8 protein-coding genes are annotated in these 13609 nt (G+C 69.7%); 1 reads left to right on the forward strand and 7 read right to left on the reverse strand.

What is annotated here, in order from left to right; all coding sequences use genetic code 11:
* Positions 1 to 243 precede the first annotated feature (243 nt).
* Positions 244 to 4749: an aminotransferase class I/II-fold pyridoxal phosphate-dependent enzyme gene (locus tag AC5DRG_RS07160; RefSeq protein ID WP_491812986.1), complete on the forward strand. Its 4506-nt coding sequence runs from the start codon at positions 244 to 246 to the stop codon at positions 4747 to 4749.
* Positions 4750 to 4800: 51 nt separating this feature from the next.
* Here AC5DRG_RS07160 and AC5DRG_RS07165 read toward each other — a convergent pair whose 3' ends face one another.
* The 7 genes from AC5DRG_RS07165 to AC5DRG_RS07195 form a co-directional block, all read right to left on the reverse strand.
* A complete protein-coding gene (locus AC5DRG_RS07165; protein WP_491808926.1) occupies positions 4801 to 6669 on the reverse strand; it encodes a glycoside hydrolase family 15 protein in 1869 nt (622 codons plus the stop codon).
* Positions 6670 to 6852: 183 nt separating this feature from the next.
* Complete coding sequence (gene rfbD / locus AC5DRG_RS07170) at positions 6853 to 7758, reverse strand: dTDP-4-dehydrorhamnose reductase (RefSeq protein ID WP_491808927.1); 906 nt, start codon at positions 7756 to 7758, stop codon at positions 6853 to 6855.
* Positions 7755 to 8750: a dTDP-glucose 4,6-dehydratase gene (gene rfbB, locus AC5DRG_RS07175; RefSeq protein WP_491808929.1), complete on the reverse strand. Its 996-nt coding sequence runs from the start codon at positions 8748 to 8750 to the stop codon at positions 7755 to 7757. The genes rfbD and rfbB overlap by 4 nt, the downstream gene beginning before the upstream one ends.
* Positions 8747 to 9814 carry a glucose-1-phosphate thymidylyltransferase gene (locus AC5DRG_RS07180; RefSeq protein WP_491808931.1) on the reverse strand — a complete coding sequence of 356 codons (1068 nt, stop codon included), beginning with the start codon at positions 9812 to 9814 and terminating at the stop codon, positions 8747 to 8749. The genes rfbB and AC5DRG_RS07180 overlap by 4 nt, the downstream gene beginning before the upstream one ends.
* Positions 9811 to 10788 (reverse strand): UDP-glucuronic acid decarboxylase family protein, encoded by a 978-nt coding sequence (locus tag AC5DRG_RS07185; RefSeq protein ID WP_491808933.1) that lies wholly within the window; start codon positions 10786 to 10788, stop codon positions 9811 to 9813. Before AC5DRG_RS07185 ends, AC5DRG_RS07180 begins: the two co-directional genes overlap by 4 nt.
* Positions 10789 to 10803: 15 nt before the next feature.
* The gene (locus tag AC5DRG_RS07190; RefSeq protein ID WP_491808935.1) at positions 10804 to 12129 is read right to left on the reverse strand and encodes a UDP-glucose dehydrogenase family protein; all 1326 of its coding nucleotides are present in this window, start codon (positions 12127 to 12129) and stop codon (positions 10804 to 10806) included.
* Positions 12130 to 12169: 40 nt separating this feature from the next.
* The gene (locus AC5DRG_RS07195; protein WP_491808937.1) at positions 12170 to 13489 is read right to left on the reverse strand and encodes a glycosyltransferase family 4 protein; all 1320 of its coding nucleotides are present in this window, start codon (positions 13487 to 13489) and stop codon (positions 12170 to 12172) included.
* Positions 13490 to 13609: the final 120 nt, after the last annotated feature.

Genomic DNA, 13609 nt, shown 5'->3' on the forward strand with positions numbered 1-13609 from the left:
TGCGCGCGATCGGCCCCCCACGGCCCGCAGCCCTGGAGCTACCTGCTCACACCCGCATCGGCTGGGGGGATTCGCGAGGGTGCGTGCCGGGCGCCGCAGGTGCTGTGCGGCACTGTCGGTGACGAGATGCAGCCCGGTGCCTGTCATGCCTACGATCTAGAAAGGCGTACGGTGCCGCGTGTTCGCGACCTGGTGTTCCTCAACGCAGGGAGGCGCTTGGCGTTGCTGCTGGCCCACCGGCTGATGGCCGTGTACATCGCGTTGGTCGGGACCGCCACCAGCCTGTACATGACCACCCCCGCGACACGCACGCCGTTCTGGGCCGTGATCGGGCTGGCTGGTGCCGCCGCCATCCTCACCGGAGCGCACATCCACCGGCCCGCGCACCGCTGGCCCTGGTGGGTGCTGGCCGCCGGGCTGTTGGCCTTAGCCGCGGGCTACACCTGCTACAACGCGCAGGAGGAGTATTTCCGCGCGCCCAACCCGTTCCCCTCTCCGGCGGACGCGTGCCATCTCGCCGTGTACCCACTCCTGGCGGCGGGACTGTTCGGCCTTGTCCGGTACCGCTGGGTGGACCGTGATCTGCCCAGCCTGCTGGACGCGCTGATCATCACCGCCGGACTCGCCCTGCCGGTCTGGGTCTATCTGGTCCAGCCGCCCGAGCGGCTGGAGGGCCTGAGCTGGCAGCAGCGCGCGATCAGCCTCGCCTACCCGCTCGGCGACGTGCTGGTGCTGGCGATGCTGGCCCGGCTGCTCGCCCCCACCCCCCTCTCCGGCGGCAACCGCGCCGTACAGCTCCTCGTCCTCGGCACGGTCACGCTGCTCGGCTTCGACATCGCCTACGGGATCCTCCAGCTCAACGGGGCGTGGCGGGCCAGCACGCTGCTGGACTCCGGCTGGATCGTCTTCTTCACGGCGTGGGGTCTGGCAGCGCTGCACCCCTCCATGGCGGCGCTGACCGCCTCCGTGTCCCCGCCGCAGTCGCTGCGGCCGCCGTGGCCACGGCTCGTGCTGCTCGCCGCGGCCACACTGATCGCACCCGGGATCCTGCTCTACGAGGGGCAGGCGGGCACCGTTCCCGACACGACGGTGTTCGCCGCCTTCTCCACTGCCCTGTTCCTGTTGGTGATCCTCCGTCTCGCGGGCATGGTCGTGGCCCACCGCAAGGCCGTGGCGCGTGAACTGGCGCTCCGCGCGGCGACCGCTTTGCTGGTGGCGGCGGAACGGCCGCAGGAGATCGCGCGGTCCTGCGACACGGCGGTCACCGCACTGTTCGGGCCGAAAGTCCGGCACGGGTCCATGCTGCTGTCGGCCAGGCATGCCCAGGATCTGTACGCGCTCCAGGCCCGGTCCCCCGACAGCCCCGGCGAAGGGCCCGTCACGGGCACCGGTGGGACCCCCGAGGACGGGCCGGACGGACTCGCCCTCCACGACACGCTCATGGTCCCCGTCGCCGCGCTCGGGCCGCGCATCGCCGGTGAACTCGGAGATCTGCCGACTGCCCTGATGTGCCCCATGATCCAACCCGACCGGCCGGCCGGCGGCGAGCTTCCGGGCGTGCTGCTGGTGGCGGGGCCCGAGCGTCAGCTCACCGAGATGCGCGGCTCGCTGGAGATCCTGGCCTCGCACGCGGGGCTGGCGACGGAACGCTTCAGGCTCCGGCAGGAGATCACTCGGAAGGAGAGCGAGGCGTACTTCCGCACACTGGTGCGCAACGCCTCGGACGTCATCCTCATTGTCGACGACGACAACACCGTTCGATACGCCAGTCCCTCCGCGGAAGCCGTGTTCGGCAGCGCCCCGCTGATCGGTACGGCGCTGCAGGAACTGGTGGATCCCCGGGATCGCCACCGGGCGAACCGGACACTGACGGCCATGCGTGACAAAGGGCGACAGGAGGTCCATGACCACTGGTGGGTGCTGCGGGACAGCGGGCGCATCGAAGTGGAGGTGCGGTGCCGCGACCTGCGGCACGACAAGACCGTCAACGGACTTGTCGTCACCCTGCGGGACGTGACCGAACAGCGTCGGCTGGAGCACGAACTCACTGAGCGGGCCTTTCACGATTCACTGACCGGCCTGCCCAACCGGACTTTGCTGTTGGAGCGGACCGAGCGCGCGATGCTGCGCGGCCGCCGGGAGTCGACTCTCACCTGTCTGCTCTTCATCGACCTGGACGACTTCAAGCTCGTCAACGACACGCTGGGCCACTCGGTCGGCGACCGGCTCCTCGGCGCCGTGGGAGAGCGCCTGTCGGAGACGCTGCGCCGCACCGACACCGCGGCGCGACTGGGCGGTGACGAGTTCGCTGTGCTGATGGAGGACGCGAAGCAGCCCCTCGATGCCGAGCTGCTGGCCGCGCAGGTGATACAGACCCTCAACCGGCCCTTCCAGCTGTCCGACGATTCGGTGAGCGTCTCCGCAAGCGTGGGCGTGGCCACGGCGATGGACAGCACGGACGCCGAGGAGCTGCTGGCCCACGCCGATCTGGCCCTGTACGCGGCCAAGGCCGCCGGGAAGCGCCAGTGGCGCCGCTTCCAGTCCCAGTTGCGTGTCCGCATGATGGAACGGCACGACCTGCAGGCGCACCTTTACCACGCGATCGCCAAGGAGGAGTTCGCCCTGCGGTACCAGCCGGTCGTGGACATCACGGTGGGCGAGGTCGTCGGCTTCGAGGCACTGGCCCGCTGGGCGCACACCCGACGTGGTCTGCTCCCACCGCAGCAGTTCATCTCCCTCGCCGAGGAGACCGGGCACATCACGCTGCTGGGCGCCTGGGTCCTGCAGAACGCCGCGTCCGACATCGCCCGCCTGCAGCACCAGACCCAGCGGTCGGCGCCCCCGTATCTCAGCGTCAACGTGTCCGCCCGCCAGTTCCGGGACGCGGGCTTTCTGGACGAGGTGGGCAAGGCGCTCGACACACCGGGCCTGGCCCCGGGCTCGCTGCAGCTGGAGCTCACCGAGTCGGTGCTCATGCAACGGGACGACCAGATCGACGCGCTCATACGGGCGCTGAAGGACCTCGGCGTACGTATCGCCGTCGACGCCTTCGGCACCGGATTCTCCGCACTGCGCTATCTCCGGGAATTCCCCCTCGACGTACTCAAGATCGACAAGACGTTCATCGACGACATCACACGGGACCCCCAGCAGGTCGCGCTCGTCGAGGGAATCGTCCACATCGCCGACACGCTCGGCCTTCAGGTGATCGCCGAGGGAATCGAGGAGCCGGCCCAGCGCGAACTGCTGGCCGCCATCGGCTGCCGGTTCGGACAGGGATATCTGTTCGCACGACCGATGACGGTCGAGCGGAGCGAGATCGTCCTGCGGCAGCGCAACGGAGACCACCCGTCGCCGCGGGACAGCGGCGCGGCGGCACTGGGGCCCGTCGGCATGGGGCCGAGCACGGCACCGGACGGAACCCGAGCCGTCGGAGACGAACCGGACGCAGACGACGAGACGGCCACGGACAAGGAGCGCAAAGAGCGCACGACCCTGCACGAAACCACCGCCGCCGAACCACCGCGAATACGACGTGATCCACGCTGGGGCGACCTCGAGCACCTGCGGCAGACGAGCCCCATGAGCGACGCGGTCCTGGACGAAGTGCTCGGCCGGCACATCCGCAGCGGAGATCACTGGCTGATCGACTTCGCCTCCAGCAACTACCTGGGCTTCGACTGGGGCCCCGAGATCATCGACGCGATCGAGCCGGCCGTCCGGCGCTGGGGAACGCACCCCAGCTGGTCCCGGCTGCTCGGCAACCCACGGCTCTACCCCGACATCGAGGAGAGGCTCACCGGGCTGCTCGGAGCGCCGGACACGCTGCTCCTGCCCACGTCCACCCTGATCCACGCCTCGGTGATCCCCGTCCTCACCGGCCAGGGGTACGTTTTCGTCGAGGCCACGGCGCACCGGACCGTCCATGACGGATGCGTCTCGGCCCAGGGCCAGGGCGCGACGATGCAGCGGTTCCACGCCGACCGGCCCGACCAGCTCGACGATCTGCTGCGGGCCGTACCGTCCGGCAGGTCCCGGCTCGTCTGTCTGGACGGCGTCGACAGCATGAGCGGGAACATCGCCGACCTGGCCGAACTGGTCGGCGTCTGCCGGGACCGGGACGCGACGCTGTACATCGACGACACACACGGTTTCGGCGTCATCGGGGAGCGGAAGGCGGACGAGCTGTGCCCGTACGGGTCCCGCGGCAACGGCGTGATCCGGCACCTGGGCGAGACCTACGACGGCATCGTGCTCGTCGGCGGCTTCTCCAAGGCGTACTCCTCGATGCTGGCCTTCATCGCGCTGCCCACTTGGCTCAAGAACCATCTGAAGACCGCCGCGGCTCCCTATCTGTACTCCGGCCCCTCACCGACTGCCTCTCTCGCCACGACGCTCGCCGGTCTGGAGGTCAACGACCGCCGTGGGGACGCGATCCGCGCCGATCTGCACCGCAAGACCGTACGGGTGCTTGATCACGTCCACGGCCTCGGCCTGGACACGCCGAGTGTCCATGGGCTGCCGATCGTCGGGATCCCCCTCGTCAACGCGTCGGACCTGGAGGCGGTCGCCGGATTCCTGTGGGACCACGGCATCTATGTGACGCTCGCGGCCTACCCTCTCGTCCCCCACGACCGTGTCGGCTTCCGCATTCAGATCACGGCACTCCACTCCGACGAGGACATCGACCGGCTCAACGAGACGTTGACGGCGCTCTCGGAGCGCTTCGCCCTGCGACACAGGAGCTGAGCCCGGCACGCCGGATGTGGCGCATCGGTTGCGCCTCGCGGTTGACCCGGATCAACGCCGACCCTGCGCCTGCGGACCACGGCGCCTCGGGGACGGTGGCGATGACAGGGCGAACGCCGTCTCCACCAGAGCGATATGGCTGAACGCCTGTGGCGCGTTGCCCAGTTGACGGCCTGCGTCCGGATCCCATTGCTCCGAGAGCAGACCGACGTCGTTACGGATGGCGAGAACCCTCTCAAAGGCCTCCCGGGCCTGTTCCGCGTGGCCGGTCGCGGCGAGGGCGTCGGCGTACCACAGGGAGCACGCCACGAACGCGCCCTCGGTACCGTGCATGCCGTCCACGCTGTGCACGCCCTGGCTGTCGTGCGCCCCTTGGCCGTTGGGTGCGTACCGCCGCACAAACCCGCCGTGATCCAGCTCCCGCATCGCGCGGACGGTTCCGCGCACCCTTTCGTCCCAGGCCGGCAGGAAGCCGAGCCGGGGAATCAGCAGAGCCGAGGCGTCGAGGTCCGACGAGCCGTAGGACTGCACGAAGGACCGCCGCTCCACGTCCCACCCCTCCCGGCACACCTGCCGGTGCACCTCGTCCCGCATGGCCCGCCACTCGCCCGAGGACCCGTTCCTACCGAGCAGCTCCCCCATCCGCAAGGCGCGGTCAGCGGCCACCCACGCCATGACCTTGGAATGCACAAACTGGCGCTGCGGCCCGCGGACCTGCCACAACCCCTGATCCGGCTCACGCCAGTGCCGGTGGAGGTGGCCCATCAACGCCTCCACCAGACCCCACACGTGCGCCGGCATGGGGATGCCCGCCCGCAGCGACAGATGGAGCGTGTCCAGAACTTCGCCGTACACGTCCAACTGGAACTGGCTCACCGCGGAGTTACCGAACCGGACCGGCCGCGACCCCTCGTAACCGGGCAGCCACGGCGCCTCGATCTCCGGCAGGAGCCGCTGGCCCCCGACGCCGTAGACGGTCTGCAGATCGGCGGGGTCTCCCGCGATGGCCCGCACCAGCCAGTCCAGCCATGCCGTCGCCTCGTCCCGGTAGCCGCTGCGCAGCAGGCAGGACAGGGTCAGGGTGGAATCGCGCAGCCAGCAGAACCGGTGGTCCCAGTTGCGTTCGCCGCCGATGCATCCGGGAAGCGAGGTCGTCGGCGCCGCGACGATGCCGCCCGTGGGAGCGTAGGTGAGCGCCTTCAGCGTGATCAGTGAGCGCACCACGGCGTCCCGCCACGGCCCCTCATAGCGGCACTGGCCGGCCCAGCGCCGCCAGAAGTCGCCGGTCTCCTTCAGAACCGTCTCCGCCGGGACGACCAGCGGTGCGGGCAGCTCCGGCAGATGAGACGGCGACCACACCAGGGTGAGAGCCAGCCGCCGGCCGGCCGGGACGGTGAAGTCGAGAACCGTCGAGTCACCGATCGCGGTGTCGTCACTGTCATGACTGTCGCCTGCTCGCACCGGACCGTCGGCGTTCAGCCAGACGGCGTCCGGCCCGGCGACGGCGACAGTGCAGCGCTCGGTGACGCGGATCCACGGCACGACGCGGCCCTGGTGGAAACGCAGCCGCAGTTCACTGCGCATGGTCACGGAACCCGACAGTCCTTCGATCACGCGGACGATGCACGGCAACTGAGTACGGGGCGGCATGAAATCCGTGACCCGCACCGACCCGGTCGCGGTGTCCCACCGCGATTCCAGTACCAGCGTGTCCGGGCGATACGCCCGGCGCGTACAGGGACCACGGGCGATGGGAGAGACCCGCCAGAATCCGTTGTCCTCAGTGCCCAACAGGGCGGCCAGACAGGCCGGCGAATCGAATCGGGGCAGACACAGCCAGTCGATGGACCCGTCGCTGCCGACCATGGCGGCGGTTTCCAGGTCGCTGATGAGGGCGTAATTCTCGATGGGTGTATTCATGATCGGAATTACGCCGTCGTACGCTTTGCCGCACTTCCATGATACGGCGATCCTGGGTGAGGGCGCCCGTTCATCGCCTACTCATCGCCTTTGTCCCCTCGTGGATGTCGTGGCCGACATCCGCGCCGCCGCTGGACGCGTCGCTCGGCATCGACCGGCCCGGCGCGATGGGCTGCTGCCCGCCTACGCGGCGTGCCGTGCCCATCGCCCGCGTTCGGCGGCACATAGCTCGGGGAACGCCTCCACCAGGGCATAGCACCAGTGGCGCAGCGTCGGCAGCCCCGCGTCCGACCAGCGAGTGTGACCGAGAACGCTGTACGCGGGGCGAGGCACGGGACGCGGCAGGGCGGCGCTGGAGATGGGGCGCACCCTTGCCGGGTCCGCGCCCAGCAACCGCAACACCTCACGTGCGAGGCGGTTCCAGGTTGCCGGACCGCTGTTGGTCGCGTGGTACACGCCGGGCGGCGCGGTACCCGCCCGCGCGCGGTTCCCCAGCAGGATCAACCTGTCGGCGACGTCCCCGGTCCACGTGGGCTGCCCACGCTGGTCGTCGACGACGTAGAGGGCGTCCTGGGCCTCTTCCTGCCTGATCACGGCCCGGACGAAGTTTCCGCCTCCCGCCCCGTACAGCCAAGCCGTACGGACCACGTGGCCGGTCTCGGGAAGAGACGTCAGGACGGCCCGTTCCCCGACGAGCTTGGTCCGCCCGTACGCGGTGCGCGGGGCCGGGGTGTCGGTCTCCCGGTACGGCCTGTCGCTGTCACCGGAGAACACGTAGTCGGTGGAGAGGTGGAGCAGGATCGTGCCGTGGACTCGGCAGGCCTCGGCGAGATGGGCCGGGCCGTTCCCGTTCACGTCGAGCGCCTCCGCCTCGTGGGACTCCGCCGCGTCCACGTCCGTCCACGCGGCGCAGTTCGCCACGACCGCGGGATGGTACCGGTCCAGGGCCGCGCGCACCGCGTCACCGTCGGTGATGTCCAGGCGACGGTGGTCCGCGGCGACAGTGTCCACCTTGCCGGCCTTCAGCCGGGAGACGAGTTCCCGGCCCAGCATGCCGTCCGCTCCGGTGACGAGCCACTCGCAGGTCATGCCGCCCACCTGCCAGCCCGTCGGAGCAGCGGCTCCCACCAGGAGCGGTGAGTCCGGTACCACTCGACGGTCTCCGCGAGCCCCGTGGCCAGTTCCTTCCGCGGTGCGTAGCCGAGTTCCCTACGGATCTTCGTGAAGTCGACCGAGTAGCGGCGGTCGTGAGCCTTGCGGTCCTCGACGAACCTCACCGACTTCCAGTCTGCGCCGCACTCGCGCAGCAGCAACTCGGTCAGTTCCCGGTTGGACAGCTCGTTGCCGCCGCCGATGTTGTAGACCTCGCCCGGGCGACCGCCGGTACGGACGAGTTCGATGCCCCGCACATGGTCGTCGATGTGGATCCAGTCGCGGATGTTGAGGCCGTCGCCGTAGAGCGGCACCGGCCTGCCGTCCAGCAGACGGGTGATGAAGAGGGGGATGACCTTCTCGGGGAACTGGTGGTGTCCGTAGTTGTTCGAGCACCGGGTCACGCGTACGTCCAGGCCGTGGGTACGGTGGTGGGCCAGCGCGATCAGGTCCGATGCTGCCTTGGACGCGGCATAGGGCGAGTTGGGTTGCAACGGGTCGGTCTCCGGCCAGGAGCCCTCGGCGATGGATCCGTAGACCTCGTCGGTGGAGATGTGCACAAAGGTGCCGAGGCCGTGGCGCAGGGCCGCGTCCAGCAGGGTCTGGATGCCCAGCACGTTCGTACGGATGAACGCGGCGGCGTCCAGGATGGACCGGTCGACGTGGGACTCCGCGGCGAAGTGCACCACCTGGTCGTGCTCGGAGACCAGCTTGCCGACGAGCTCCGGATCGCAGATGTCGCCCCGTACGAAGGCGAAGCCGTCCGCGTCGCGTACCTCGTCCAGGTTGGCGGGGTTGCCGGCGTAGGTGAGTTTGTCGAGCACCGTGACCGCGACGTCGGGTGGACCGTCCGGGCCCAGCAGCGTGCGGACGTAGTGGGAGCCGATGAACCCGGCTCCGCCGGTGACCAGGATGCGGGTCGTGGTCATGACGGGATCTGCACCTTGCTGTGGTCGCCGAGCACCAGCCGGTGCACGGAGGGTGTGCGGGGGGCGGGGGTCACCTCGACGTTGTGGCCGATCAGCGAGACCTCGATCCTCCGCATGCCGACGATGGACGCCCCCCGCAGCACGATCGAGTACTCGATCTCGCTCTCCTCGATCCGGCAGTCCTCGGCGATCGAGGTGAACGGCCCGACGTAGGAATCTGCGATCACGGTGCCGGCGCCGATGACGGCCGGGCCGACGACACGGCTGCCGAAGACCTTGGCGCCGTCCTCGATCCTGACGCGGCCGATGATCTCACTCGCCCCGTCCACACTGCCGTCGATCCCCGGTTCGACCGTTTCCAGGACGGAGCGGTTCACCTCCAGCATGTCGGTGACGTTCCCCGTGTCCTTCCAGTACCCGGAGATCGTCGTGGAACGCACGTCGCGGCCCGTCTCGATCAGCCACTGAAGGGCGTCCGTGATCTCCAGCTCACCGCGGCGGGACGGCCCGATGGCCCGTACGGCCGCGTGCACGGTGGGAGAGAAGAGATAGACGCCGACCAGTGCCAGATCACTCTTGGGCCGCTGCGGTTTCTCTTCGAGTCCCACCACGCGGCCCGCCGCGTCGAGTTCGGCGATCCCGAAAGCGGTGGGTTCGGGCACACGGGTCAGCAGGATCGCCGCGTCGGGCCGCTCACGGCGGAAGTCGTCGACCACGCCGGAGATCCCTCCGACGATGAAGTTGTCACCGAGGTACATCACGAAGTCGTCGTCGCCCAGGAAGTCCCGGGAGATCAGGACGGCGTGGGCGAGCCCGAGGGGGGCTTCCTGCGGCAGGTAGGTCACGTCCAGACCGAACCGGGAACCGTCGCCGACCGCCTCGCGGATCTCGCGCTCGGTGTCCCCGACCACGATGCCGGTCTCCGTGACACCGGCGGCGGCGATGGCCTCCAGGCCGTAGAACAGCACCGGTTTGTTGGCCACCGGCACGAGTTGTTTCGCCGAGGTGTGGGTGATCGGACGGAGCCGGGTGCCCGCTCCCCCGCACAGTACGAGTGCTTTCATGATGGCCGCCCCACTCGGGATTGCTCCCGGGGTCGTACGAGCGTGTCCGGCTGCGACAGGAACCAGTCGACGGTGTGCCTCAGCCCTTCTTCAAGCGGCACCCGCGGATGCCAGCCGAGCCCTTGGCGGGCGCGGGTGATGACAGGCCGTCGTCGGCCGGGATCGTCGACGGGCAGCGGAAGGAAGCTCAGCTCGCTGCCCGATCCGGTGATCAGCAGTACCAGCTCGGCGAGCTCCCGGACCGTCCGCTCCGCCGGATTGCCGAGGTTGAACGGGCCCGGAAGTTGCGAATCGATCATGGCCAGCAGGCCGCGGACCATGTCGTCGACATAGCAGAAGCTCCGGGTCTGGCTGCCGTCTCCGAAGATGGTCAGCGGCTCTCCCCCGAGTGCCTGCCTGATGAAGCTGGAGACCACCCGGCCGTCGTGCGCACGCATACGCGGACCGTACGTGTTGAAGATCCGGACGATCCCGACATCGGCCCCCTGGCTGCGCCGGTGCGCCATGGAGAGGGCCTCGGCGAAGCGCTTGGCCTCGTCGTAGACGCTGCGGGGTCCGATGGGATTGACGTTTCCCCAGTAGTCCTCGTCCTGGGGATGCACCTGGGGGTCGCCGTAGACCTCGCTGGTGGACGCCAGGACGAAACGCGCGCTGTGGCGGCCGGCCAGCCGCAGCAGGTTCTCCGTACCCCGGCTGCCGGCGGCCAGCGTCTCCAGCGGAAGACGGCCGTAGTCGAACGGCGACGCGGGACTCGCGAGATGTACGACGGCGTCCACGTCCCCGGAGGACCTGAACGGGACCGTGACATCGCAGGCCGTGCAGTCGAAGCCGGGCTCGCGCAGGAGATGGGCGATGTTGGCCGATCTGCCCGAGGTGAAGTTGTCCAGGCAGCGCACGCTGTCGCCTCTGCGGAGCAGCGCTTCGCACAGATGCGATCCCAGGAAGCCGCTTCCACCGGATACGACGACATGCATGGCTCCTCCTCCCGGTCAGCCGAGCCGCGGGCGGCCCAGCGCACACAGCGTCCATCCCGCCGCGCGCCAGGGCGCCGGGTCGAGGGTGTTGCGCGCGTCGACGACGGCCGGGGTGCGCACCACCGTGGCGAGGGCGGCGGGGTCGAGCTCCCGGTACTGCGGCCATTCGGTGAGGTGCAGGACGACGTCGGCCTGCTCGCACGCCTTGGCCACGTCCAGGGCGAACTGGAGCGCGGGGTGGGCCGCCCGGGCGTTGTCGACCGCCTCGGGGTCATGGACGCGGACCCGGGCTCCGCGGCGCCGGATCTCGTCCGCGACCGCGAGCGCCGGCGAGTCCCGTACATCGTCGCTGTGGGGTTTGAAGGCGGCCCCCAGCACCGCGACGCTCCGGTCCACGAAGGACCCGCCGACGAGTCGCTGTGCTAGGTCCACGGTGCGCAGACGCTGCCGGGTGTTGATCTCGTCGACCTGACGGAGGAAGGCCACCGACTCGCTCAGCCCGAGCTCCTCGCCCCGGGCGGTGAAGGCCCGGATGTCCTTGGGCAGACAGCTGCCGCCGAAGCCGAGGCCCGGCGCCAGGAAGCGGGGGCCGATACGGGAGTCCCGGCCCATCGCCTCGGCGAGCGTGAGCACATCGGCGCCCGCGGCGTCGCAGATCTCGGCCATGGCGTTGATGAAGGAGATCTTGGTGGCGAGGAAGGAGTTCGACGCCAGTTTGACCAGTTCGGCGGTGGCCGGGTCGGTGCCGATGAACGGGGTGCCGGCGTCCAGCAGAGGTGCGTAGAGCTCCTTCAGTCGCGCCTCGGCCCGCTCCGAACGGGCGCCCACCACGATGCGCTCCGGCCGCAGGGTGTCCTGGACCGCGCAACCCTCACGGAGGAATTCCGGGTTCCAGGCGAGGTCGGCGTTCGGAGCGGCCGCGTGCAGCCGCTCGGTCAGCCGGTCCGCCGTGCCGACCGGCACCGTGGACTTGCCGACCACCAGGACCCGCTGGTACCCGCTGTTGTGCAGATACGGCGCCAGACCGTCGACGGCGGCCTCGACGTGGCGCAGATCGGCGGCGCCCGATGCGGGGTGCTGCGGAGTACCGACACAGATGAAGTGTGTGTCGCCGAACCAGGCGGCCTCGGCCAGTGAGGTGGTGAAGCGCAGCCTGCCCGTGTCCACCGCCTTCATGAGCATCTCGGACAGGCCGGGCTCGTAGAAGGGGGGACTTCCGCTGGTGAGCGCGGCGATCCGCTCCGCGTCGATGTCGACGCCGAGGACCTCGTGTCCGATGTCCGCCATGCAGGCGGCGTGGACTGCTCCGACGTATCCGGTGCCGATGACTGTCAGGCGCATGTCGGTCTCCGGGGCGCTAGGGATGTCGATGACGCGGATGTCACGCGGTGTATGCCCGCACCGGATCGGCGAGGGCCGTGCGGCGATGGCTGGGGGTGACGGTCGGGGCCGACCACGTGTTGGGCAGGCCCAGCAGGTCGCGGTAGCAGGCGTCGAGGGAGTTGCACATGATCTCGGGTGCGAAGACCGAGCGCACGCGCTCCCGTCCCTGCCGTCCCATGGCGGCGGCTTCCTCGGGGTGTTCGAGGAGCCAGCAGACCATCAGGGCGAGGCCCTCCGGGTCGTCCGGTTCCGCGAGCAGACCCGTGGCACCGTGCTCCACCATGTCCGGGACCCCGTTGACGGCCGTCGCGACCACCGGGCGACCGGCAGCGAGTGCCTCGGTGAGCGCGCGGCCGAGCCCCTCGTACAGGGACGTGATCACGAAGGCGTCCAGACCGGCCACCAGCTCGGCGGCGTCCGGACGGTGTCCTGTGAACCTCACCTCGACGCCCAGTCTCGTGGCGAGTCGCCGGGCCTCCCCTTCCAGGGGGCCGTCACCGATCATGGTGAAAGCGGTGTCCGGGAACTTCTCGTGGACGGTGGCGGCCATCCGGACGAAGTCCAGGGGGGCCTTCTGAGCGTCGATCCGTCCGACGGTTCCAATGAGAGTCACTCCGGGCGGCGTGCCGAGCGCGTGCCGCGCGGCCGGATCGAACCGGTCGGGGACGCGCCCCAGCTCCACCGCCGACGGCACGACCTGGACGCTGCCAGGGCGAGCCAGGTGCTCCTCCACGACCTGTCGCGCCACGCGCGGCGCGACAGCGATGAAGCGGTGGGCGCAACGCCTCGTCGCCCGTTCCAGGCAGCGGTACATCGCACGTCGGGTCCGGGGCATACGGTCGTGGAAGCTGAGGCCGTGGAAGGTGTGCACCACCACGGGTGTGCGGCACAGCCACGCCCCCAGGCGCCCGAGGAACCCGCCCTTCGCGGAATGGGTGTGCACGATCGTGAAGCGCTCGCGGCGGACGAGGCGTATCAGCCGCCACAGCACGAGAACGTCCGCAGGGGTCAGGACGTGGCGGAACCGCCGTATCTCGACCGTGCGCACCCCCGCTGTCCGCGCCCGGTCCCACAGCTCACCGCCCGGCCCGCCCGCGATCCACACCTCGTACCGGCCTGGGTCCATGCCCACGGCCGACAGCAGGGTGTTGCCGCCGGCTCCACCCTGGAGGCGGGTGATCACATGGAGCACCTTGATCCGCGGCAGCACCGGCGCGGGCGGCAGCCGGTCCCCCGGTGCCACAGGCGGGGGCGGTGCGGGCCAGCCGGGCGCGGTGCTCGGCCGACCGGTCGCTGCTGCGAGAGCCCGATTCGCCATCGCCCATCACCACTTCGTTGATGCGTATATTTACGGCGTATACGTACATGCTCTCTCTCGTCTCAAGACAGGTCAAGCCGGGACGATCGAGCACGCGGAAGCACACCGGCCACTCCGGAT

Source organism: Streptomyces sp. JLBG701, from assembly GCF_058544905.1.